The organism is Mycobacterium tuberculosis H37Rv (assembly GCF_000195955.2).
Taxonomy (GTDB): domain Bacteria; phylum Actinomycetota; class Actinomycetes; order Mycobacteriales; family Mycobacteriaceae; genus Mycobacterium; species Mycobacterium tuberculosis.
In genome coordinates this window covers 3,267,732-3,291,383 of sequence record NC_000962.3, presented here as the reverse complement: position 1 = coordinate 3,291,383, position 23,652 = coordinate 3,267,732, and the positions used below count along the sequence as shown (strand labels likewise).

The window sequence follows — 23,652 nt, the reverse complement described above, 5'->3', positions numbered from 1 at the left end:
TCCAATCAACCTGCATTCGGCCTGCGGGCCCATTTGACAATCGAGGTAGTGAGCGCAAATGAATGATGGAAAACGGGCGGTGACGTCCGCTGTTCTGGTGGTGCTAGGTGCCTGCCTGGCGTTGTGGCTATCAGGATGTTCTTCGCCGAAACCTGATGCCGAGGAACAGGGTGTTCCCGTGAGCCCGACGGCGTCCGACCCCGCGCTCCTCGCCGAGATCAGGCAGTCGCTTGATGCGACAAAAGGGTTGACCAGCGTGCACGTAGCGGTCCGAACAACCGGGAAAGTCGACAGCTTGCTGGGTATTACCAGTGCCGATGTCGACGTCCGGGCCAATCCGCTCGCGGCAAAGGGCGTATGCACCTACAACGACGAGCAGGGTGTCCCGTTTCGGGTACAAGGCGACAACATCTCGGTGAAACTGTTCGACGACTGGAGCAATCTCGGCTCGATTTCTGAACTGTCAACTTCACGCGTGCTCGATCCTGCCGCTGGGGTGACGCAGCTGCTGTCCGGTGTCACGAACCTCCAAGCGCAAGGTACCGAAGTGATAGACGGAATTTCGACCACCAAAATCACCGGGACCATCCCCGCGAGCTCTGTCAAGATGCTTGATCCTGGCGCCAAGAGTGCAAGGCCGGCGACCGTGTGGATTGCCCAGGACGGCTCGCACCACCTCGTCCGAGCGAGCATCGACCTCGGATCCGGGTCGATTCAGCTCACGCAGTCGAAATGGAACGAACCCGTCAACGTCGACTAGGCCGAAGTTGCGTCGACGCGTTGCTCGAAACGCCCTTGTGAACGGTGTCAACGGCACCCGAAAACTGACCCCCTGACGGCATCTGAAAATTGACCCCCTAGACCGGGCGGTTGGTGGTTATTCTTCGGTGGTTCCGGCTGGTGGGACGCGGCCGAGGTCGCGGTCTTTGAGCCGGTAGCTGTCGCCTTTGAGGGCGACGACTTCAGCATGGTGGACGAGGCGGTCGATCATGGCGGCAGCAACGACGTCGTCGCCGCCGAAAACCTCGCCCCACCGGCCGAAGGCCTTATTGGACGTGACGATCAAGCTGGCCCGCTCATACCGGGAGGACACCAGCTGGAAGAAGAGGTTGGCGGCCTCGGGCTCAAACGGAATGTAGCCGACTTCGTCAACCACCAGGAGCGGATAGCGGCAAAGCCGGGTGAGTTCGGCGTAGATGCGCCCGGCGTGGTGAGCCTCGGCGAGCCGTGCTACCCATTCGGCGGCGGTGGCGAACAGCACCCGATGACCGGCCTGACACGCGCGTATCGCCAGGCCGACCGCAAGATGAGTCTTCCCGGTGCCAGGCGGGGCCCAAAAACACGACGTTATCGCGGGCGGTGATGAAATCCAGGGTGCCCAGATGTGCGATGGTGTCGCGTTTGAGGCCACGAGCATGCTCAAAGTCGAACTCTTCCAACGACTTCCGAGCCGGGAAGCGGGCGGCGCGGATGCGGCCCTCACCACCATGGGACTCCCGGGCTGACACTTCCCGCTGCAGGCAGGCGGCCAGGTATTCTTCGTGGCTCCAGTTCTCGGCGCGGGCGCGATCGGCCAGCCGGGACACTGACTCACGCAGGGTGGGAGCTTTCAATGCTCTTGTCAGGTAAGCGATCTCGGTGGAAACATCACGGCGCTGGGTGGCTTTGGTGGTGGGCATCAGGCCACCCCGCCATCGATGTCGACTCCCAGCGCGTCATCGTAGTCGCTCAGTGAGCGGACCTGCACCTGCGGCTCAACTACCGGTGATGCTGCACTGAAGTGCCGGCGGCGCAACACCTTCGCCGCCTCCACATGTGCGGGATCGGAGACCGTCTGATGGACCGCCCAGATCCGCTCGTGGTCGGCGACCAGCTCACCGTCGCAGAACACATGCACCCGCTCCAGGTCGGCGCGCACCAGCACCCGATGCCCGATCACACCCGGGTGCACCGAGTAGTCGTTGGAATCGCAGCGCACATAGTGATCCCGGGGCAGCCGCAGCGAGGTGCACCACCCGGTGGCCGGCGCCACCGGCGGCAAGCTCAGCATCGCGGCCCGATCCGCGCCGATGCGATCGGTGGGCGCACAACCCAGCGCCCGGCGGGTGCGGGTGTTCACCAGCGCCAGCCAGGCGCCCAGTTGGGCGTTGAAATCGGCCGGCGAGGCAAACACCCGCCCGGGCAAAAACGAGCGCTCCAGGTAGTCGTGGGCCCGTTCAATGAGGCCCTTGGCCTCCGGGTCGGCCGGCCGGCAGATGAGCACCTTGGCCGCCAGCGTGCCGCGGAACGCCTGACACTCAGTGGTCAACTCCGACCGCCCGCCGCGCCAGCGCCCGATCGCGCCCTCGCCATCCCACACCAACACCCGCGGCACCGCCCCCAACGCCTCGATCAGCCGCCACCAGCCGGCGAACAGGTCCTCGGCACACCTGCTGGGCAGCAGCATCGCCAACAGCCAGCGCGAATAGGCGCACACCATGGTCAGCACCGGCAACTGTTTGGCCGTGCGGGTCTGCCCGAACCCTACCGGCAACTCGATCGGCGGAAACCAGAAGTCGCACTGGGCAATTTCGCCTGCCACATACGTGGTGCGCGACGCCGGGTCCGGCGGCAGATACACCGGGCGCAGCTCGGCCACCCGCGCCGAGAGCACCCGAATCGAGCGCTCCCAGCCGATCCGCTCGGCGATCACCGTCGCCGGCATCGTCGGATAGGCCTGCAACAACTCCCGGATCCGCGGCTCAACCGCATCAACGATCGAACCCTGCGGTGCCCGTTCATATTTCGGCTGCTGGTTTGATTCCAACGCTGACTTCACCGTGTTCTTGGAAATCCCCAGCACCCGGGCGATCATCTTGATCGGCAAACCCTCCGCGCGATGCAATCGGCGAATCTCAGCCCAATCTTCCACAGTCAACATTCCCTTCGGTCCTCCTGGCTCGGGTAGAGCCAGTCCACCCGACCAGGGGGTCAAAATTCGGGTGCCGCGCCGGGGTCAGTTTTCACGTGCCGTCGACAAACGGTAAGCAGCAGTAACGTCAGTAAACGTCGGGCTAGCCTCTGGCGGAAGGTGCGTCATATCAGTCGCACCAGCCCCCGCAAGGCTCCGTGACAATTTTCGACAGCGCGGAGGTGTAGAGGGCAGCGGCGTGTTGTTGCCAGGGCGGGGGTCGAGGTCGTTCGATCGGTGACGGTGGCCGGCGACGGAGATGGGCTGGTGCTTGGCCTGAGCGCCATGTGCGATGTGGCGTCGTTCATGGGCGCCGTCGCCCAACGTGAACTCAGGGCGGAAAATCGGCGCCGGATTTCGCCCTCAGTGCACGCTCGGCACCGGTTTAACTTCACGCGGTCAACGTGAACTCGGACACGTCGAGGTCATCCTTTGGGCAGCGTGGAAACGCCCATCATCCAAAGACCTCGAACCCTACCCCGGGCAACGGCGCGCCGACCACTCACCCGGCCAACAACTGGCAACCCCTACCAAGTGTGGTGTCTGCGATGGGTGATCGTCGTCGGCCAGCCGAGCGTGGCATGGGGTCTCGAACAGGCGGTCAACGCCGCCCTGGCGTGGTCGGAAGCCACGCTCGCTGCACCGTGATCAGCACGCCCAGACCGAGCACAACAACCGTGCCAATCTGACTGAGCACGCTGAAGGAACCTCCCGACACCAGCACCAGGCCAGCGCCGAATACGCCACCGAGCGCCGCAAGCGGCGCAACCGCTCCCCGCCCGGATACCGCCCCCTTGGACCGCGCACCCGTTGCCTCGTCGGCGATACGACCGGCTTTGATGCCGGCAACGAGATACGGGACGCCGCACGAAGCGAGGACGGCGAACGACACCAGCGGGACCAAGGCGTTGAGCTCGCGATCCAGTAGGTGTTGCCACAGTGCAATCGAGACCCCCAGGGCGGCGAGGTAAGAGGCCAGCACACCCACGCCAACCGCAGCACCGTGGACGGCACCGCGCCACATGCTGGCCAGAGCCACTACCGTGAGCAAGATAACGGCCAGTAGCACAGCATCGTGGATGAGGGCATCGCGGACAGCCGCGGCTATTTGCGCGGCCCCACCCACCGTGACCTGGCTGTCGACCAGGCTTCCGTATTTCATCGCCTTGCCCGCGGCGATCTCGAGCTGCTGCGCGCGTGCTGCCGCAGCAAGGTCCAGTTGTCCGTCAGAATAGAGGAACAGCCGGGTGGCGGTTCCGTCTGACGAGAACATCGATTCCCGTACGTGCCGGTACGACGGGTCCGCCAGGTCCTTCCTGGACAGGTGGAAGCCGCCCTCACCGGTATCGGCGAAATCGGCGCTGAGATTCTTCAGCATCGCCGACGCCTGCGCTATTTGCGGCATGGCGTCCTGGATGGTTGTTTCCAGCTTGGGTACGAACGAGCGCACCTGTGCTAGCGCCGACCGCATCTGCGCCACCATCCGCGGTGCCGAGGACAACGCGCTCATTGTCTGTGTCGATATCGCGGAGATGCGGTCGGCGCCAGTGGACAGCTCGTTCATGCCGGTGACCACGATGTCGTAGGGTTCAATGACCTTGCGCATGGCCGTGCACAGGACGTCGTCGGGGCAGTTTGTGAAGCCGACAATCCAGGTGTGGATCGTTTCCAGGTATTCCGACAGTTCGGTGGTTTTGTTTTTGAGGTTCCGCGCGGCGGCGAGCATGGGATCGAGGTATTGCTGTGCTTGCCTTGCCCCGGCGAGAGTCACGTTCACGGTGCTGTCCAGTTGGTCGACCGCGCCGCTCATCTGTTCGATTATGGACTTCATCGATTTGATCGCAGTCACCGCCGGCACGAACGATCCGGCCTGCTGACCCAGCTGGTCGGCGAGCCTGCCGGCCGCGGAACTGAGCGAGGCGTCGGTCCACGGGACACCGGCCGGCCATGCCGCCGACTCCACCTTGCGCACACCGGGAACCTCCACCAGACGGTGGCTGACCTGGTTGATGGCGATGAGCGCGGCTGGGTCCCTCAGGTCCCGAGCGGATTTGATCACCACCACATCGGGAAGCGCATTCCCCGGAAGGACTTGTGCGCCGCCTTGCCTTGTCGGGTTCTCGGCCACACCCCACCGCATCCCGATGATGGGTAGCATGCAGATCGCCAGCACTGCCGCTGTGCCCAGGGCCGAAGCAGAAGAGACGGGTAGCGACAACCGGCCTGTCCAGCCGGCACCCGTGGTTGGTGCCGGTAACTGCCGTGACGCTCCGGCAAGCGCGATCAGGGCAGGCAGCACCGTCAACGAAGCCGCAAGTGCCACAAAGACACCTAGCCCGGCAGTGCCAACTCCGTGCAGCGCTGGGGTTCGGGCCAGCAGCAGCGGGCCGGTGAATATGGCGACACACGCCCCGGGCAGGGCGAACGCGGGCAGGCTGTCGCGGTATGTGGGCGCGGCCGAATGACCTGCGTCGGACCCGAGCCGCGCGGCCAGCATGGTGGCTGCGGTGATGGTTCCGATCGTCAGGACCGCGGCCAGCGTCCAAGAAAATACCGAATCGGTTCCCCAATCGTGTCCCCGCACCACCGCGGCCAGCGGCCAGGCCACCGCAAGCGACAAGTCCGCGGTCAGCAGCACGATCGCCGCGGCCCGCACCGACAGGCGCGCCCGCAGCAGCAGTAGGACGGCGATCACCGCCGCAACGGTCACGATCGTCGCGCTCTGCCAGGCGGTTATCTGCATCGGCATGTCGTTGGTGATTGCCGGGACCACGATGCTGGCGCGAAGCCCCTCACTGGGCGGTAACTGGCGCAGCACCGATCGGACGGCATCGAGGGATTCGGCAGCTTGGGTGGTGCCCGCCTCGCCCCGCAGCCACACCATGGCCGTAGCGGAGCGGCCGTCGGGGCTGGTTCCCAGCGGGGCGGTGACGGGATCTGACCACCAGTCGAGGACGGATCCCACGTGGCGGGTGTCGGCGCGCAGGGCACCGACGGCGGCGTCGTAGTAAGGCTGGTCCTGCGGCTCAAGCGTGCTGCCGCCTTCCACGACGAGATAGGCGATAGCGTTGCTACCGGTGCCGGGGAAAGCCTGCGCAATCCGGCTGGTGGCGGCGGCTGTCTTGGCATCTTGTGGCAGCAGCGCCGGGCTGGTGTCGTGCGGTTCTGCTTGCGTGAACGTGAGAAGCAGATTTGCGATCACCGCCGCGGCAACCCAGGCGGCGACGACGAGCAGGTTGGTGAGCCGGGGTGACCTTCGCTGACCGTCGGCTGACCCGCTGGTGATGGTGGCGCGGCAGTCCGGGGAGGACTTTTTCAAACGGATATACCGAATTCTGTGTAGACGGCCAGCCGGACTAGGCATCCAAGCGGGCGAATTGATCCTGTCGATATTGCTCGACACACGCCCCTCTCCTGACCTTCCCGCTGGTGGTAATGGGGATCGAGCCAGGCGCAACCAGAACCAGATCCGCGACGCTGAGACCGTGCGAACTCGATAAAGCCGACGTGACTTCGCGTTTAATAGCGCCCAGTCTAGCCATCGCGTCCTGATCTGAGTCGCCACGCTTCTTGAGTTCGATAATGGCGACCAGCTTTTCGGTGCTGCGGTCACCGGGAACCGAGATCGCCGCGCAGCGCCCGCGGGTGATCTCCTGGATCGTTGCCTCGATGTCGTCGGGGGAGTGGTTGCGTCCGTACACAATTAGGAGATCTTTGATCCGACCGATGATGAACATTTTGCCATCGGTGACGAAACCTGAGTCGCCCGTTCTTAGCCAAGGACCTTCGGGTGTGCCCGGCGAAGGGGTGACAATCTTTCCGCCGAACGTGCGCTCACTCTCGTCGGGTTTTTGCCAATAGCCATTAGCGACGTTGTCGCCGTGCACCCAGATCTCGCCGACGGTTCCGTCCGGACATTCGATGCAGGTGTCCGAGTCGACGATCCGCACGATCGGTGACCGCGGCAACATGTAGCTGATCAACGATGTAGCGCCGCCGCCTGCGCACGGCTTCGCATGGCCGGCGGATAAACTTTCAGTATCGAAGTCGACGGTCTCCGGTGGTTGACCCGGTTTGCTCGTCGCCACGTACACCGTTGCTTCTGCGAGCCCGTATGAAGGCCGGATCACCCTCTCCTGCAGATTGAAGCGAGCAAAGCGGTCGGCGAAGCGCTTGATCGTCGCGGCCTGTACCCGCTCGCTACCGCTGAGGATGGTCAGTATGTTGCCGAGGTCACGCCCGGCCATGTCGTCGTCGGTTGTTCTTCGTGCCGCTAGTTCAAAGGCGAAATTCGGTGCTGCCGAAAAGGCGTGAAAATCGCTGGCCATCAAGTGCATCCACCGGGCCGGGCGCTGCAGGAACGACACCGGGCTGGTGAGCACCGCGGGGTATCCACCCAGAATTGGTGCGCAAATTCCTATTACCAAACCCATGTCGTGGTAGAAGGGTAGCCAGGATACGAGTGCGGAATTTGGCGGTGGAATCCCGTCGGTATCCGCAAAGTAGCCAGACATCAGCTGTTCGAAATTAACCCGAACGTTCTGATGGGACATCACCACGCCAGCGGGCGTGCGGGTGGACCCGGAGGTGTATTGCAAATACGCGGTAGATGGATACTCGTCTTCTTTGAAGGTATACCCATTCGGAGCGTCCAGATCGAGCAAATCAACTTCGATAATTGATGGCGGGGATTCCCCGGGCCGCCGCGCAACATGTTGCACGACGTCGTCCACGGCAGACGATGTAGTGAGAATGGCCACCGGCGACGAATCACTCAGTACCGAATCGGAACGTTCATCGGTAACGCCGCCTTGTGGAACCGAAAGCGGCACGGCGATGCGCCCGGCCTGCAACGCGCCGAGAAAGGCGACGACGTACTCGAGTCCCTGCGGAGCAGAGATCACCACGCGGTCACCCGTGGAACCACAACGGCTCAGCTCCTGTGCCACATTCAGCGTTCGCCGATACAGCTGCGACCACGTCAGGGTTATCGCAACGCCGTCCCAGTCCTGTTCGTAATCCATAAACGTGAAGGCCGGGTCATGGGGTTGCAGACGCGCACACGCGCGCAACGCAGCGGGAAGGGAACGCACACTCATGGGCATCACGTTACCGGCCACGCTTGGAGTTGTCGCAGTCGCCGTCGGGGTGTGCTCGCGCTCCGCGGTCTTAGCCAAGTCGCATCTGGCCAGCTCAGCAGGGGTTTGCCGGCTCGCCATGGGTCCACCATCGGACACGGTCGGATGTGATGTGGCGCCGCCCCCGCGGCGGGTCGCCGGCTAACGCAATTAAGGCATTGCGCCCGTCATGCGGGCACCGAAAATAATTGCGGTGCAACGGATGTAGTGCTTCGTGGCGCAGCATCACCGATGACCGCCCCTAACTGGCTTGCGTTACCGAGTGTCGAAATCCGCTGGTCGAACAGCCCTGCAACCTCGCCGAGACTGCCCGAACAACTCCATGCACCTGCGACATGGGGTCATTTGCCCAGGTCCGAGGTGAGACTCGGTCGCGAGCACATGTGCTCGTGTTAGTATTCCAGCGCTACCCGCGGGGGGTCTTGGCGTCGTGTAACACTTGTCTTTGGTGTCGGGATCCGGGTTGGCTCGGATTACTTAAGAGCTGGGAGAGCGGCACCGCGGCCGTTTCATTCCCGGTGTGAAAATTCGCTGATGTCGTCGGGTAACACCGGTTGAGCTGAGACGAGGTTGGAAGAGTATGGAATCACGTGTCACTCCCGTTGCGGTGATCGGGATGGGATGTCGGCTTCCTGGGGGGATCAACTCGCCCGACAAACTGTGGGAGTCGTTGCTGCGCGGTGATGACTTGGTCACCGAGATTCCGCCCGACCGCTGGGACGCCGACGACTATTACGACCCTGAGCCAGGGGTTCCCGGGCGGTCGGTGTCCCGGTGGGGTGGGTTCCTTGACGACGTCGCCGGTTTCGATGCTGAGTTCTTCGGGATTAGCGAGCGGGAAGCGACCTCGATCGATCCGCAGCAGCGGCTACTGCTGGAAACGTCGTGGGAGGCGATCGAGCATGCTGGTCTGGATCCGGCGTCGTTGGCCGGGTCCTCGACGGCCGTTTTTACTGGGCTGACCCACGAGGACTACCTGGTACTCACCACAACGGCGGGCGGTTTGGCCAGTCCATATGTGGTTACCGGCCTCAACAACAGTGTGGCGTCAGGGCGGATCGCGCACACATTGGGTCTACATGGTCCGGCGATGACGTTTGACACCGCGTGTTCTTCGGGTCTGATGGCGGTGCACCTGGCCTGCCGCAGCCTGCATGACGGCGAAGCTGACCTCGCTTTGGCGGGCGGTTGTGCGGTGCTGCTGGAGCCGCATGCCAGTGTGGCGGCGTCTGCGCAGGGCATGCTGTCGTCAACCGGTCGGTGCCATTCATTCGATGCTGACGCGGATGGGTTTGTGCGTTCCGAGGGCTGCGCGATGGTGTTGCTGAAGCGACTGCCGGATGCGCTGCGCGACGGTAATCGGATCTTCGCCGTGGTGCGTGGCACGGCCACCAATCAGGACGGCCGCACGGAGACGCTCACCATGCCGTCCGAGGACGCCCAGGTTGCCGTGTACCGTGCGGCGTTGGCGGCGGCGGGCGTGCAGCCCGAAACGGTCGGTGTGGTCGAGGCGCACGGCACCGGTACGCCAATCGGCGACCCGATTGAGTACCGCAGCCTGGCGCGGGTGTATGGCGCGGGCACCCCCTGCGCGCTTGGATCGGCCAAGAGCAACATGGGGCACAGCACGGCATCGGCGGGGACCGTCGGGCTGATCAAGGCAATTCTGTCACTGCGGCACGGGGTGGTGCCGCCGCTGCTGCATTTCAATCGGCTGCCCGATGAGCTTTCCGACGTCGAGACCGGGCTCTTTGTGCCGCAAGCGGTTACGCCGTGGCCCAACGGTAATGATCACACACCGAAGCGGGTCGCGGTGTCCTCGTTCGGGATGTCCGGGACCAACGTGCATGCCATCGTGGAAGAGGCCCCAGCAGAAGCTTCCGCACCCGAGAGTTCACCGGGCGACGCTGAGGTGGGCCCGCGGCTATTCATGCTGTCGTCCACGTCCAGCGACGCACTGCGCCAGACGGCCCGCCAACTAGCCACCTGGGTGGAAGAACACCAGGACTGCGTGGCGGCCTCGGATCTGGCCTACACGCTGGCGCGTGGCCGCGCGCACCGGCCGGTGCGCACCGCGGTGGTTGCCGCCAACCTGCCGGAGCTCGTCGAGGGTTTGCGCGAGGTGGCCGACGGTGACGCCCTCTATGACGCGGCGGTGGGACACGGTGATCGAGGACCGGTCTGGGTCTTCTCCGGGCAAGGGTCGCAGTGGGCGGCGATGGGCACGCAATTGCTCGCCAGCGAACCAGTGTTCGCGGCCACCATCGCCAAGCTGGAGCCGGTGATCGCCGCAGAATCGGGATTCTCGGTGACCGAGGCGATAACGGCGCAGCAGACCGTGACCGGAATCGACAAAGTGCAGCCGGCAGTGTTCGCCGTTCAGGTCGCGTTGGCCGCCACCATGGAGCAAACCTACGGAGTGCGGCCGGGCGCGGTCGTCGGACACTCGATGGGTGAGTCGGCCGCGGCCGTCGTCGCGGGGGCACTGTCGCTCGAGGACGCGGCGCGCGTCATTTGCCGCCGCTCGAAGCTGATGACCCGCATAGCCGGTGCTGGTGCCATGGGCTCGGTGGAATTGCCCGCCAAGCAAGTGAATTCGGAGCTGATGGCACGCGGAATCGACGATGTTGTGGTCTCGGTGGTGGCGTCCCCGCAATCCACGGTGATCGGCGGTACGAGCGACACCGTTCGTGACCTCATCGCCCGTTGGGAGCAGCGGGACGTGATGGCGCGCGAGGTGGCCGTCGACGTGGCGTCGCACTCGCCTCAAGTCGATCCGATACTCGACGATTTGGCCGCGGCGCTGGCGGACATTGCTCCGATGACGCCCAAGGTGCCGTACTACTCGGCGACCCTGTTCGACCCGCGCGAGCAGCCGGTGTGCGATGGCGCTTACTGGGTGGACAATCTGCGCAACACGGTGCAGTTCGCCGCGGCGGTGCAGGCTGCGATGGAGGACGGCTACCGGGTCTTCGCGGAGCTGTCGCCCCACCCGCTGCTTACCCACGCCGTCGAACAGACGGGCCGAAGCCTCGACATGTCGGTCGCCGCCCTGGCCGGCATGCGGCGAGAGCAGCCTCTGCCGCATGGTCTGCGCGGCTTGCTGACGGAGCTGCACCGCGCGGGCGCCGCTTTGGACTATTCGGCGCTGTATCCCGCTGGGCGGCTGGTGGATGCGCCGCTGCCGGCGTGGACCCACGCCCGCCTATTCATCGACGATGATGGGCAAGAACAGCGGGCACAAGGTGCCTGCACCATCACCGTGCATCCGTTGCTTGGCTCGCATGTGCGGCTGACTGAGGAACCTGAGCGCCACGTCTGGCAGGGCGACGTTGGCACCTCGGTGCTGTCCTGGCTCAGCGATCATCAGGTGCATAACGTTGCCGCCCTTCCCGGCGCCGCCTACTGCGAGATGGCTTTGGCTGCGGCCGCTGAGGTCTTCGGCGAAGCGGCTGAGGTTCGCGACATCACCTTTGAGCAGATGTTGTTGCTCGACGAGCAGACCCCGATCGACGCCGTCGCATCGATCGACGCGCCTGGTGTCGTCAACTTCACCGTGGAGACCAACCGGGACGGTGAAACCACCCGGCATGCCACCGCGGCGCTGCGCGCCGCCGAAGATGACTGCCCGCCGCCGGGGTACGACATCACCGCTCTGCTGCAGGCGCATCCGCACGCCGTGAACGGGACCGCCATGCGGGAATCGTTCGCCGAGCGTGGTGTTACTTTGGGCGCCGCGTTCGGTGGTCTGACCACCGCGCATACCGCCGAGGCGGGAGCCGCGACGGTGCTGGCCGAGGTCGCGCTGCCCGCGTCGATCCGGTTCCAGCAGGGCGCCTACCGAATCCACCCGGCGCTGCTGGACGCTTGTTTCCAGTCGGTCGGCGCGGGCGTCCAGGCCGGTACGGCCACTGGTGGCCTGCTGTTGCCGTTGGGTGTGCGCAGCCTGCGTGCCTACGGGCCTACCCGCAATGCCCGCTACTGCTACACGCGGTTGACCAAGGCCTTCAACGACGGGACCCGAGGTGGTGAGGCCGACCTCGACGTGCTGGACGAGCACGGGACCGTCCTGTTGGCCGTGCGTGGGCTACGCATGGGAACCGGGACCTCCGAACGCGACGAGCGTGACCGCCTAGTCAGCGAGCGGCTACTGACCCTCGGATGGCAGCAGCGAGCGCTGCCCGAGGTTGGCGACGGCGAGGCTGGATCGTGGCTATTGATCGACACTTCCAACGCCGTCGACACCCCCGACATGTTGGCTTCCACGTTGACGGACGCGCTGAAGTCCCACGGCCCCCAAGGCACCGAATGCGCCAGCCTGTCCTGGTCGGTCCAGGACACCCCGCCCAACGATCAAGCTGGCCTCGAAAAGCTGGGCAGCCAGCTGCGTGGCCGCGATGGTGTGGTGATCGTGTATGGGCCTCGCGTCGGCGACCCCGATGAGCACAGTCTGCTGGCCGGTCGTGAACAGGTCCGTCACCTGGTTCGGATCACCCGGGAACTGGCTGAATTCGAGGGCGAGCTGCCGCGCTTGTTCGTGGTGACCAGACAAGCCCAGATAGTGAAGCCGCACGACTCGGGAGAAAGAGCCAACCTGGAGCAGGCCGGCCTGCGTGGTCTGCTACGGGTGATCAGCAGTGAACATCCGATGCTGCGCACCACCTTGATCGATGTGGACGAACACACGGACGTTGAGCGGGTGGCCCAGCAGCTGCTGAGCGGATCGGAAGAGGACGAGACGGCCTGGCGGAATGGCGACTGGTATGTGGCCCGCTTGACCCCCAGTCCGCTGGGCCATGAAGAGCGGCGCACCGCGGTCTTGGATCCCGACCACGACGGTATGCGGGTGCAGGTCCGCAGGCCGGGAGACTTGCAAACGTTGGAATTCGTTGCGAGTGACCGAGTTCCGCCCGGCCCCGGGCAAATCGAAGTCGCGGTCAGCATGTCCAGCATCAACTTCGCCGACGTTTTGATCGCGTTTGGACGATTCCCCATTATCGATGACCGCGAGCCGCAGTTGGGTATGGATTTCGTCGGTGTGGTGACTGCGGTCGGGGAAGGTGTCACCGGTCACCAGGTCGGTGATCGTGTTGGCGGTTTCTCCGAAGGTGGCTGTTGGCGGACGTTCCTCACCTGTGACGCCAACCTCGCGGTCACGCTGCCGCCCGGCTTGACCGATGAGCAGGCGATCACGGCGGCCACCGCGCATGCCACCGCCTGGTATGGGCTCAACGACCTGGCTCAGATCAAGGCCGGTGACAAAGTGTTGATTCACTCCGCCACCGGCGGTGTGGGGCAGGCGGCCATATCGATTGCCCGCGCCAAGGGAGCGGAGATTTTCGCGACCGCCGGCAATCCCGCGAAGCGAGCCATGCTGCGCGACATGGGCGTCGAGCATGTCTACGATTCGCGCAGCGTCGAGTTCGCCGAGCAGATCCGGCGCGACACCGACGGGTACGGCGTGGATATCGTGCTGAACTCGCTGACCGGCGCCGCCCAACGTGCGGGGCTGGAGTTGTTGGCCTTCGGCGGACGCTTCGTCGAAATCGGCAAGGCCGACGTTTACGGCAACACCCGGCTGGGGCTGTTCCCGTTCCGTCGCGGACTGACCTTCTACTACTTGGACCTCGCGCTGATGTCGGTCACCCAGCCCGACCGGGTCCGTGAGTTGCTGGCCACGGTGTTCAAGCTCACCGCAGACGGGGTGCTGACCGCACCGCAATGCACTCATTACCCGTTGGCCGAGGCGGCCGACGCCATCCGGGCAATGAGCAACGCCGAGCACACCGGCAAACTCGTGCTCGACGTACCGCGTAGCGGCCGTAGAAGCGTGGCGGTCACCCCGGAGCAAGCTCCGCTGTACCGCCGCGACGGCTCCTACATCATCACCGGCGGCCTGGGTGGCCTCGGCCTGTTCTTCGCCTCGAAGCTGGCCGCGGCGGGCTGTGGCCGGATCGTGCTGACCGCACGTTCCCAGCCCAACCCCAAAGCGCGGCAGACCATCGAAGGCCTGCGCGCGGCTGGGGCCGACATCGTGGTGGAGTGTGGCAACATCGCCGAACCCGACACGGCGGACCGGCTGGTGAGTGCGGCGACCGCTACCGGGCTTCCGCTGCGCGGTGTGCTGCACTCGGCGGCGGTGGTCGAGGATGCCACGCTGACCAACATCACCGATGAGCTCATCGATCGCGACTGGTCGCCCAAGGTGTTCGGATCCTGGAACCTACACCGCGCCACCCTCGGTCAGCCGCTGGACTGGTTCTGCTTGTTCTCCTCGGGAGCGGCATTGCTCGGCTCGCCGGGTCAGGGCGCCTACGCGGCGGCCAACAGCTGGGTCGACGTCTTCGCGCACTGGCGCCGCGCCCAGGGCCTGCCGGTCAGCGCGATTGCGTGGGGTGCGTGGGGCGAGGTCGGCCGCGCCACGTTCTTGGCCGAGGGGGGCGAAATCATGATCACCCCGGAGGAAGGTGCGTATGCCTTCGAGACGCTCGTGCGCCACGACCGCGCCTACAGCGGTTACATTCCGATCCTCGGGGCGCCATGGCTGGCCGACCTTGTCCGACGCAGCCCGTGGGGTGAAATGTTCGCATCCACTGGGCAGCGGTCAAGGGGCCCAAGCAAATTCCGCATGGAGCTCCTTTCGCTGCCGCAAGATGAATGGGCCGGCCGGCTACGGCGTCTGCTGGTTGAGCAGGCCAGTGTGATCCTGCGTCGCACGATCGACGCTGACCGCTCATTCATCGAGTACGGCCTGGATTCGCTGGGCATGCTCGAGATGCGTACCCACGTTGAAACCGAGACCGGGATACGCCTGACCCCCAAGGTCATCGCCACAAACAACACCGCCCGCGCTTTGGCCCAGTACTTGGCGGACACGCTGGCCGAGGAGCAGGCGGCGGCACCGGCGGCATCATAGCGGTCGAATTCTGTTGTGCCGCAAGCCTCGTGGTGAGATCATGAGGTGAGCTGCGGGGTAAGGCTTGTCAGCCGCGACCGCAGCTGGGGCGGATATGATGATCGGTTCGGGACGCGAGTGCGTGATCTGGCCGAAGCCCGATCGGCGGGCTGGTTCGTTAGGTCACTCCATGATCCAGCCATACTCCGAGGGAACGGTGCACAGCAGTGAACGTATCGCCTCGAGGGACTTCCCCGGTTCCGCGATGTGCCCATGATGCTCGATGATCAGTTGTCCTGCGTAAACGGCACACGAGTACAGATCGAGGGGGACGCTGATCGAACAATAGAATTGGCCCTTAATGTCTTCGATCTCCAGGCCCGGCGGTGTGCGCATGGTGGGAAATGAAGTGGCGTCAGTGCAGAAGACAAGTGGTGGTAGGCCGGGAGGAGTTCCTTCGAATGCCGTGCCGAAGTGGAGCCCCGACTGCTGAATCACACCATTGGCCAAGTCAGCCCGAAGTGTGGCAACGATATCGCTTGCCAGATCCACGATGTCGGTATTCGGCCCGATCTCAGCGAGGTAAGACGCCGCCCCGAGGAGATTGGTAGCTTCTGTCGGGGCCACTGGGGGAGCTAGAACAAATCGCAGGTCGACGGGGTAAACGTAGGGAATCGGGACGTGCGGGGTGTTGCGCAGCTGCCACTCGGTCAGCAGGATGGCTGCCGCGACCACGGCGTTAAGGCTGAGGCGATGCTCGCGGCCGAACGCCATGAGGTCCGATGTCTGCTGCTTGGAAAGCCAGAGTCGGGTGACCGGAACAGCTTGGGGCAGCCCAGGATGCGCGAGGACCGCCGGCGTCTCGGTGGCAGGGATCTCATAGGCATACATCACCGACATAAAACGTTCAGCTCCCGAAAGCCCTTGCTTCCTGATACCCCGCTGTGCCAGCACAGCCTCCATTGACAGCGGCGTGGGCTGCGGGGTTATCGGGCCGGGGTCACCGGTAGTGACCGCGTCGGTGTAGCGGGAGAACAGCTCGTCGACGAGAACGGCCCCGTGATGACCATCGGCCATGCAGTGATGGAGGTATAGCGTCAGCTCGGCTCCTCCTTCGCGGAGGATCAGCTGCAGATGCAATAGGGACACGCTCTGGTCGAGCCGTAGTTCGGCGTTTCCCGACGGTGACCCGTTGGTGGCGGCCGTGCCGTCGATGACACAGATTCCAGAGTGCAGCAGGTCGTCGGCAACGAGATTCCAACCGCCGTCGGAGCTTTGCTCAAGGTGGCTGGCCAGGACTGGGTGGGTTTCCAAGAGGGCGTCGAAGGCATCCGACAGCGCATCGACATCGATAACACCGCGCAGCTGGATTGTCATGGAAGTAAAAACCTCGTACTGCGCGAAGACTTCCTCGCTGTGCGACAGCTTTCGGATCACAGATCCGGGAAACATCTCAACACTCCCAACTCGTCACGGCATCCCGGGCCAGCGGTGCTGGTCAATGCGTGCTGGCCCGTCGGTAGCCAATGGCCAAGGGTACGGCGCATACGACGCAGATACCCGCGGTCCACACCAGCATCCCGATCATCGGAGAGAGGACCGGACCACCCATTGCAAAACCGCGCATCGCCGCGATGGCGTAGCTCACCGGCTGATGGGCGACGAACGGCTGAATCCAGCCTGGATACGAGTTGAGCGGCACCAAACCCGTGGAGAAGAAGATCGCGATTGCTTGCACCAGCTCAACGCCTTCGACAACAACGGTTTGTGCTGTGTAAAGCGCGACGGTAGTGACCATAGCCGCGATTGCGATGCCCAGTATCACCGGGACACTAATCCACATGAGGCTCGGGATCAGGCCTTGTCGAAACCGGAAACCCAATACCACCCCAGTACCTAGCATCACTAAAGTGGTGACCAGAGTCCGAATCGCGTTTGCCAGGATTCGAGAGATCAGGCCCGATGCTCGGTGCACGGGCAGCACCCACAGTCGGGCAAGCAGTCCGAAGGAGCGCTCGCGCATCAGGTCGATCGCGACAAAAGTTGACCCAGTGATCGCGGCGCCGAGTGCGATCAGCGGAACAATGCTGTAGAGCCCGCTGTCGTGGGTTACGACATAAGCTAGGTTACCTAGCACAATGTTCAACACCACCATGAAGAGAATCGGTAACACGATCGCTCCGATAACGGTGATATAGTCACGTGCCCATCGAGTTAGCAACCGGTTGGTCTGCAAAAGGGTCTGCGCAACGAACAGCCGAGCAGCGTTTTGCGAGCCTGGCAAACGTGTGGGTGCAAGCTCGATTTCCTGACTTGTCGTCGTGATCATGGCCGCCTAGCCAAAACAATGGTGGATGAAAGCGCCAGGATCACCACGAAAGCGAACAACCACGTCAACGTCGGAGCCATCACAGGCCAACTCACCTGTGAGGCTGTCTTGGTGGTATCTCCGGCCAATGCCCGCAGCGCCGCGACGAACTGGGAGATCGGCTGGTTGCGAACAAATGGATGGATCCAGTGCGGAAACAGCTTTAACGGCATGAGACCAATGGACAGCAGTCCGAAGATCAAAATGGGCAAGCTCAGCAGCGGCAGCATCGCGTCTGGGTTCCTGGTAACGGTGCCAACCAGGTCAGCGGCGAATGACAGCACAGCCCCGATCGCGATAACCAGTAGGCAAAAACCGACGATATAGAGGGCCCCGCGATGAAAACGGAATCCGATGACGTAGCCGCAAACTAGCGATATCACCAAACCCGTGAAGCATCGGTCCACAGCCACCCACACGCGGGCAAGCAGTGGCGTCAACGGGGCCATCGGCATGGACTGAAACCGACGATTGACGCCTAGCAGCGAATCGGTCGCGGCTCGAAAGCCCGACCCGATCGCGGCGAACGAGACCGCCTGCAGTGTGACCAACGGCGTGATGTATTGCCCTAAGTTGCTGGCGACGCCCGAGCTGGCGCCACCCACAAATTGGTTCCACGGTATGGCGAACGGGATATAGAAGCCCACCATGAAAATTATCGGCGCGCCCACCGTGGTGAGTACTTCACCGTTGAGTAGGCTCGGCGCGGCGAAACGCCGATAGAGCACCCACATCTGTCGCCCGGTCGATAAGCGTCGCTGCTGAATGCTCGCGCTTGACTGGTTGAAGGTCAGGGCGGGGCTCGCATCTATGGCCGGGCCGCTCATCGCGCGGACCCCGACACCAGATGGGTCAGAGACTCGGTGGGATCGGTCGTCATGGCCAGGAATACGTGATCGAGTGACGGTCGGCGCAGCGCAATATCGGCTAGCTCGATCCTCGCCTCGTCGATCCGGCGCGCTGCCTCGACGAGCATACGTATGCCGTCAGGCGCCGGCATCGTAATGCGGTCTGAGTCGGGCGTCAGCATCGCCCTGTGGTGCTCGGGCAACAGCGAACCGAGCGCCGCGACGATAGCGTCCAGATCCTTCAGATCGCGGGGCACTATTTCGCAGAAGGTGTCGCCGGCGCGGTGCTTGAGTTCATTCGCGGTGCCTTCGGCGATGATTATGCCGTGATCGATCAGGATGATGCGGTCACTGAGCGCATCCGCCTCCTCGAGATACTGCGTGGTCAACAACGTGGCAATGCCCAGCTTCTTGAAGCTGGCCACCAGATCCCAAATAGCTTGCCGGCTCCTGGGATCGAGCCCGGTGGTGGGCTCGTCTAAGAACGCCACCTGGGGTTGGACCACCAATCCGCACGCGATGTCTATTCGTCGGCGCATTCCGCCGGAGTAGGTGCCCACCCGCCTCTTTCCGGCATGTACGAGGCTGAATTGCTCGAGCAGTTCGGCGGCGCGTTTGCGCGCCGCGGACTTGCTCAGTCCCCACAGACGACCAAACAACACCAGGTTCTGCTCACCGGAAAGCGCGTCGTCGACGGCCACCTGCTGCCCGGTGACCATGATCGAGCGGCGTACACCGGCCGGTTCGGAAACAACATCGTAGCCAGCGATGATCGCCGAGCCGGCATCCGGTCGGGTCAGCGTCGACAAGATGTCCACCATGGTCGTCTTGCCGGCCCCGTTGGGGCCCAGCAGCCCGATCACTTCACCGCGGCGCACCTTGAAACTCACGTCATCGAGGGCCACAATCTTGCCCTTGCCGTAGGTCTTGCGAACCCCGTTAACCACCACCGCCATGTCGTCGTTGCGCATCCGATCCTCCTCAGCCGGCATCCATGCTCGACAGGTCCACCAGAGCGCCCGCCTCGGGTTCCCCGACTATCTCGCTGTCGTCGTGCTCTGTGTGCTCGGCCGCGATGGCCTCCTGGATCAGCGCGCTGAGGGCCAGCGGGAAGGTCCGCTCCAGCGCTTCTGCCGTTGCCGCCGGGATCCGGCGGGTGTCGTACCACCAATCGAGATGCAGTGAGCCACCAAACCGATACACCCGAAGTTCGATGGCGTGGCCCATCCCTGGGATCGGTTCGCGCACCGGAAGCGTCATGTCCGAGTCGAACTGTACTGGAGCATCGCCGGACGGTAGCTCGGGGATCACGCCCGCATACCGGAAGTGAATGTCGGGTGTGCGCTGAGCGCCCAGGACACGTCCGGTCGGGGCGTAAACGTAGCGCAGCAGCCCGTATCCAATTCCGTAGTGCGGAACGGACTTAAGAGTGTTGTGCACCGCGTCCAGCTGCGCAAGCGCGCCCAGCCCTGTTGCGCATGCCAGCGGTACCGGGTAGTACGTCGTGAACCAGCCGACCGTTCTGCGCAGGTCGACATCCGGCCGCAGCACCGAGCGGCCCTCGCCTTCGAGCTCCACGGCGACCACACCCTCACCTACCGTCTGAGCTATTGTGCGGCCGAGGGCGGCCAGCAGGATCGTCTGAATCGACCGGCGGAACCTGCGCCGGCCGTCGTCCAGCTCGGATGTCTGCTCGACGCTTAGCGTGCTCGACAACTTGGTGAGCTCGTCGGCGCGGGGCGGATGGGCGGTATGCGCGTTGGGAAGGGCATCGGCCAGCCACAAAGTCGCCTTGGTCGAATTCTCGATCCAGTACGAGCGAGTGTCCAGCGCCGCCGGATGCGTCGCGAGGGCCGCGCAACGCAGTGACCATTCCCGCCACCCCGTGCTGACCGGTTCCAGCGTGATCTCCTCGCCTGCCAGCCGTTGTCCAAACGCGGTGACGATGTCGGTCGCCAGGATCTGGCGCGATGAGTCGTCGGTGACCATCGCATGTATGGCAAGGCACAGATAGTGCGGACCGCCGTGCGCGGCGGCGATATGAACGGCAGCCAGCGGCGCGTTCGGATCCGTTTGATCCTCAAGGAGTTCGGCCAGGATGCCCAAGACCGCGGCCCGTTCCTCGGGGCTGCCTGCAGCCACGCCGTTGGGCACCGACCGGTTGGAAAGCCCGGTGAATTCTGCGGGTGCCGCGATGTGCTGCTCCCATATCCCATCGTTGCCGACCAGGTGCAGGCGCAATGCGTCGTGGTGGTTGACCACTGCGGTCAGCACCGCTCGAATATCCGGTAGCCCGATCTTGGGATCCAGGCGCAGGATCAGCGGGACACGACAGCGGCCGGTGTCGCGCAATCCGCGGTCGAGGAAGTACGTGACGTTGGGTGGAACCGCCGGGTTCGCTTGTGCCTCCGGGGGCTTCGCCAACCCGCTGGACGCGAACGACGCGTCGACGGCGGCCGTCAGCGAGGCCAGGGTCGGGTATTCGTAGAGATCCTGCGGCGTGATGGTCAGACCCTCGTTGGCGGCGGCCATCGCGATGCTGATCGCCATCAAAGAATCGCCGCCGAGGTCGAAGAAATTGGCGTTCCGATCGACCGAGCTGACGCCGAGGCACTGTGACCAGATGCGTTGCAGCGTAACCTCGGTCTGCGACTCTCCGTTGCGGGCTGCATCGACGGTGGCGGCCGTGGAACCATCCGCAGTGCCGGCCGGTGAGCCGTTGTTTGCGCCGGGAGCCTGCGCCCAAACCGTGTGGTTAGGTTCGACCCAATGCCGTTGACGGGCAAATGGATAACCCGGCAGGGAAACGAGGTGCGGCACCGCCGGACGCCGCGGCGTCCAGTCGACCTCGACTCCGGCAGACCAGAGTTCGCCCAGCGCGCGCAGAAAAGTGTCGCGGTCGTCGACGTCTTGCAGTGGGTGGCGCATAAGCCGAACGGTGCGGTGCGTGGTCGACCACTTCGGGTGGCGCATAGCCGAACCGGTCAGGCTGCCGCCCGGACCAACCTCGACCAGGATTCGACTTGGAGCTGCCAGCACCACGTCCAGCTCGTCGGCGAACCTGATGGGGGAGCTGATTTGACGCGTCCAGCTGGCCGGATCGACTACTTGCTGGTCGGACATCCAGCTACCGGTGAGGTTGCTCAGCAGCGGTGTGCGCGGAGGACGTAGCTGTTGACGGGACAGGAATTCTTGGAATTGGCCCAGCATGGGATCCATCGCGCTGGTATGGAACGCGTGGGTTGCCCGGACGCGGCGAACGGGAATCCCTGCCTCGGTAAGACGTTGGCGCAGTGCACGGATCTGGTCTTTGGGCCCGGCGACCACACAGTTACCAGGATCGTTTACCGCGGACAGCTCGACCTCCGGTGGCAGGTACTGCGTGACGTCATCGGGGCCAAGAGCCACCGCGACCATGGCACCGGGCGGCGACTCATGCATAAGGCGGGCGCGCAGCGACACCGTTTTGATCGCTGTCTGCAGGTCGAATACGCCGGCCAGGGTGGCCGCGATGTATTCGCCGGTGCTGTATCCGATGTACGCCCCGGCGCGCACGCCGAAAGTGTCGACCAACTTCGCGAGCGCGTATTCCACCGTGAACAATGCCGGTTGCGAACGGTCAATGCGCTCAAGATCTGTTGCGGTCCCGTCGAACACTTCGGCATGCAAGTCGATGCCTGTCTCGTCGCGGAATCCGGCGGCGCAGGTGTCGAAGTGTTGGGCGAAGACCGGCTCGGTGTCATAGAGCCCTTTTGCCATTCCGACGTGCTGAGCGCCCTGTCCGGGAAACAGGAAAACGACGCGATCCGACGTGGGTGCGGCGTCGGCGCGATCGCCATGCTCCCCATCGTGGGCGGCTTCGCCAACGAAAACGTTGTCGTGCTCGGCCGCCCGCAGCACGGTGGCCGCGTGCTCGCGGTCGTGCACGACGGCGGCCATCGTGACGTTGTGCTTGCGGCGCCGGGCGAGCGTGTAGGCCACGTCGGACAGGCGCGGGCCGTCTTGCGTTTCTAGCGCCGCGGCCAGGGCGGTCCGCGACTCGCCGAGCGCCGCGGCCGTTTGCGCCGAGAGCAGGATTACCTGAGGGCCAGCCGGCTCGGCGTGCGCTGAAACCTCCGATGCTTCTGCTGGCGCCTCCTCCAAGACGACGTGCGCGTTGGTACCCCCGACCCCGAACGAACTCACCCCGGCACGACGAACGCCGTCGCACTCCCAGGGGCCGTACTTGCTTTGCACGACGAACGGACTTTGGTCCAAGCGCAGTTCCGGGTTCGGGCTGGTGTAGTGCAGCGTCGCGGGTAGTGCCTTGTTCTTTAGGCACAGAATCGTTTTGATCAGACCCGCGATGCCGGCAGCAACTTCCAGGTGGCCGATGTTCGACTTGACCGACCCCAGAACACAAGGGGCCGAACGGCTCGTCTGCGACACCTCGAACGCCGCTCGCAGGCCCTGGATTTCGATAGGATCACCGAGCGGGGTGCCGGTTCCGTGGCACTCGACATAGCTCACGGTCGACGAATCGATGCCGGACACCGCATGGGCTTCGGCGATGACATCGGCTTGAGCGGCCGGGTTGGGCGCCGCATACCCCATCTTCGCCGATCCGTCGTTGTTGATCGCCGATCCGCGGATGACGGCGTGAATCCGGTCTCCGGCGTCGATGGCGGCCGCCAGCGGCTTGAGCACCACCAACCCGACACCGCTGCCGAAGACCGTGCCGTCGGCCCGCACGTCGAAGGGCCGACAGTGGCCCACCGCCGACACCATCGATCCCGGTGAGGTGAAGTAGCCGACACGGTGCGGGATGCATAGCGACGACCCGCCGGCCAACGCCATGTCGCATTCGCCGGATAGCAGGCTCAGGCAGGCCAGATGCACCGCTACCAGCGACGATGAACACGCGGTTTGCACCGCGATGCTCGGCCCGCGCAGGTTGAACGCGTGCGAAATCCGGGTTGCCAGAAAGTCCTTGTCATTCTGCAAGAACAGGCTGAACTGGTCGAAGTTGAGTCCCTCGGCCAACACAGCGTTCGGGTCGCGATGCGACAGCAGGTTGTGCAGCAGATAGCCGCTGGGGGAGCTGGTTCCGTATACGCCGATCGAGCCGTCGAACCGTGCGGGGTCAGCGCCCGCGTCCTCGAGCGCATGCCATGCACACTGCAGGAACAACCGGTGTTGGGGATCCAGCACCTGCGCGGCCAGCGGCGGGAACCCGAAGAAGCCGGCGTCGAACTCGTCGATCCCGTCAAGAAGCGGGGCGCGACGCACATACGCCGGATCGGCCAGCGTCTTGTCGCTGACGCCGGCGTCGCGCAGCTCCTGTTCGGACAGGGTGACGATCGACTCCTTACCGCGCCGAAGGTTGCTCCAGAACGCCGAAACATCCTTGGCGCCCGGAAATCGGCCGGCCATGCCGACCACCGCGATCGCGTTCTCGGGGATGCTCACAGGTC

The 23,652-nt window shown here is 64.2% G+C and carries 12 protein-coding genes and 1 other annotated feature; of the genes, 2 read left to right on the top strand and 10 right to left on the bottom strand.

The features are described from left to right. Nucleotides 1-58 precede the first annotated feature (58 nt). Entirely contained in the window at nucleotides 59-760 is a 702-nt protein-coding gene (lppX, locus tag Rv2945c; protein NP_217461.1) for a lipoprotein LppX, read from the top strand. A gap of 117 nt (nucleotides 761-877) precedes the next feature. Here the strand turns inward: lppX and Rv2944 are convergent, their stop codons facing one another. The 5 genes from Rv2944 to fadD28 form a co-directional block, all read right to left on the bottom strand. Then, complete coding sequence (locus tag Rv2944) at nucleotides 878-1,594, bottom strand: insertion sequence element IS1533 transposase (protein ID NP_217460.1); 717 nt, start codon at nucleotides 1,592-1,594, stop codon at nucleotides 878-880. Beyond that, nucleotides 880-2,921: a mobile genetic element (IS1533, len: 2042 nt. Minimum region corresponding to Insertion sequence IS1533.), on the bottom strand. (Overlaps the previous gene by 715 nt.) Further along, nucleotides 1,149-1,679: a transposase gene (locus Rv2943A; protein ID YP_177680.1), complete on the bottom strand. Its 531-nt coding sequence runs from the start codon at nucleotides 1,677-1,679 to the stop codon at nucleotides 1,149-1,151. It overlaps the preceding feature by 531 nt. The genes Rv2944 and Rv2943A overlap by 446 nt, the downstream gene beginning before the upstream one ends. Next, a complete protein-coding gene (locus Rv2943) occupies nucleotides 1,679-2,920 on the bottom strand; it encodes an insertion sequence element IS1533 transposase (protein NP_217459.1) in 1,242 nt (413 codons plus the stop codon). (Lies within the feature at nucleotides 880-2,921.) Before Rv2943 ends, Rv2943A begins: the two co-directional genes overlap by 1 nt. 630 nt (nucleotides 2,922-3,551) lie before the next feature. Further along, on the bottom strand, nucleotides 3,552-6,314 hold the full coding sequence (mmpL7, locus tag Rv2942; RefSeq protein ID NP_217458.1) for a transmembrane transport protein MmpL7: 2,763 nt from the start codon (nucleotides 6,312-6,314) through the stop codon (nucleotides 3,552-3,554). Beyond that, entirely contained in the window at nucleotides 6,307-8,049 is a 1,743-nt protein-coding gene (fadD28, locus tag Rv2941) for a long-chain-fatty-acid--AMP ligase FadD28 (protein ID NP_217457.1), read from the bottom strand. The genes mmpL7 and fadD28 overlap by 8 nt, the downstream gene beginning before the upstream one ends. 619 nt (nucleotides 8,050-8,668) lie before the next feature. On the opposite strand from fadD28, the gene mas reads away from it, so the two are divergent. Further along, nucleotides 8,669-15,004 (top strand): multifunctional mycocerosic acid synthase, encoded by a 6,336-nt coding sequence (gene mas / locus Rv2940c; RefSeq protein ID NP_217456.1) that lies wholly within the window; start codon nucleotides 8,669-8,671, stop codon nucleotides 15,002-15,004. Nucleotides 15,005-15,166: 162 nt separating this feature from the next. Here mas and papA5 read toward each other — a convergent pair whose 3' ends face one another. From papA5 to ppsE, 5 genes are read right to left on the bottom strand one after another with little or no spacing between them, the layout of a single operon-like run. Next, entirely contained in the window at nucleotides 15,167-16,435 is a 1,269-nt protein-coding gene (gene papA5 / locus Rv2939) for a phthiocerol/phthiodiolone dimycocerosyl transferase (protein ID NP_217455.1), read from the bottom strand. A gap of 46 nt (nucleotides 16,436-16,481) precedes the next feature. Further along, on the bottom strand, nucleotides 16,482-17,312 hold the full coding sequence (drrC, locus tag Rv2938) for a daunorubicin ABC transporter permease DrrC (protein ID NP_217454.1): 831 nt from the start codon (nucleotides 17,310-17,312) through the stop codon (nucleotides 16,482-16,484). Then, nucleotides 17,309-18,178: a daunorubicin ABC transporter permease DrrB gene (gene drrB / locus Rv2937; RefSeq protein ID NP_217453.1), complete on the bottom strand. Its 870-nt coding sequence runs from the start codon at nucleotides 18,176-18,178 to the stop codon at nucleotides 17,309-17,311. The genes drrC and drrB overlap by 4 nt, the downstream gene beginning before the upstream one ends. Beyond that, entirely contained in the window at nucleotides 18,175-19,170 is a 996-nt protein-coding gene (gene drrA, locus Rv2936; RefSeq protein ID NP_217452.1) for a daunorubicin ABC transporter ATP-binding protein DrrA, read from the bottom strand. The genes drrB and drrA overlap by 4 nt, the downstream gene beginning before the upstream one ends. 10 nt (nucleotides 19,171-19,180) lie before the next feature. Further along, complete coding sequence (gene ppsE, locus Rv2935; protein NP_217451.1) at nucleotides 19,181-23,647, bottom strand: phthiocerol synthesis polyketide synthase type I PpsE; 4,467 nt, start codon at nucleotides 23,645-23,647, stop codon at nucleotides 19,181-19,183. Nucleotides 23,648-23,652: the final 5 nt, after the last annotated feature.

Bases quoted from the DNA above. Each gene is read 5' to 3' on its own strand.
- mas (NP_217456.1), top strand. From the start codon at position 8,669: ATGGAATCACGTGTCACTCCCGTTGCGGTGATCGGGATGGGATGTCGG.
- papA5 (NP_217455.1), bottom strand. From the start codon at position 16,435: ATGTTTCCCGGATCTGTGATCCGAAAGCTGTCGCACAGCGAGGAAGTC.
- fadD28 (NP_217457.1), bottom strand. From the start codon at position 8,049: ATGAGTGTGCGTTCCCTTCCCGCTGCGTTGCGCGCGTGTGCGCGTCTG.
- Rv2943 (NP_217459.1), bottom strand. From the start codon at position 2,920: ATGTTGACTGTGGAAGATTGGGCTGAGATTCGCCGATTGCATCGCGCG.
- mmpL7 (NP_217458.1), bottom strand. From the start codon at position 6,314: ATGCCTAGTCCGGCTGGCCGTCTACACAGAATTCGGTATATCCGTTTG.
- drrA (NP_217452.1), bottom strand. From the start codon at position 19,170: ATGCGCAACGACGACATGGCGGTGGTGGTTAACGGGGTTCGCAAGACC.
- Rv2943A (YP_177680.1), bottom strand. From the start codon at position 1,679: ATGCCCACCACCAAAGCCACCCAGCGCCGTGATGTTTCCACCGAGATC.
- drrC (NP_217454.1), bottom strand. From the start codon at position 17,312: ATGATCACGACGACAAGTCAGGAAATCGAGCTTGCACCCACACGTTTG.
- drrB (NP_217453.1), bottom strand. From the start codon at position 18,178: ATGAGCGGCCCGGCCATAGATGCGAGCCCCGCCCTGACCTTCAACCAG.
- lppX (NP_217461.1), top strand. From the start codon at position 59: ATGAATGATGGAAAACGGGCGGTGACGTCCGCTGTTCTGGTGGTGCTA.